At 59.4% G+C, this 566-nt stretch carries 1 protein-coding gene; it reads right to left on the reverse strand.

The features are described 5' to 3' along the window. Window positions 1-566: AMP-binding protein (locus tag AC0L2A_RS36345; protein WP_473612998.1), on the reverse strand; the 566-nt coding region annotated here is incomplete at both ends.

Consider the following 566-nt stretch of genomic DNA (forward strand, 5'->3'; position numbering starts at 1 on the left):
CACCGCCCCGAACGGCACGGGCGCACCATGACCGTCCAGCAGATACAACCGCGTGTTCGCTATCGGACGCCCGATCGTCTCAACGACAGCCTCTCCCCTCGGCATGCAAATCCAGGTCGAGTACGTCGTCGTCTCGGAAGGAGCGTACAGATTACAGATCTTCTCTGCGCCACTGCTCTCGAAGACCCTCTCGATCAGATCTGCCTTCAGCCGCTCACCCGCCAAATTGATGACGCGTGTCGAAGCCGGCACGGCTTGCTTGTCGACCAGAGCGGCGATCGCCGAGGGGACCGTGTTGATCAAGGAGACATCCAAGGGCGTCTGCGCCAGCGCCAGCGCGTCCTCGACAAGATAAAGAGTGCTTCCTTGCGACAGCGGAACGAAGCACTCATAGACGGACAGATCAAAACTGATCGAGGTAGAAAACAGCGTGCGGCTGATCTCTGATTCCGCAAATACGCCGCTGCTCCAATGCAGCAGGTTCACGGTGCTGTGATGCTCGACCATGACGCCCTTTGGGGTTCCGGTGGAGCCTGAGGTGTAGATGACATAGGCGAGATGGCGCG

Source organism: Mesorhizobium sp. WSM4844 (genome assembly GCF_055811775.1).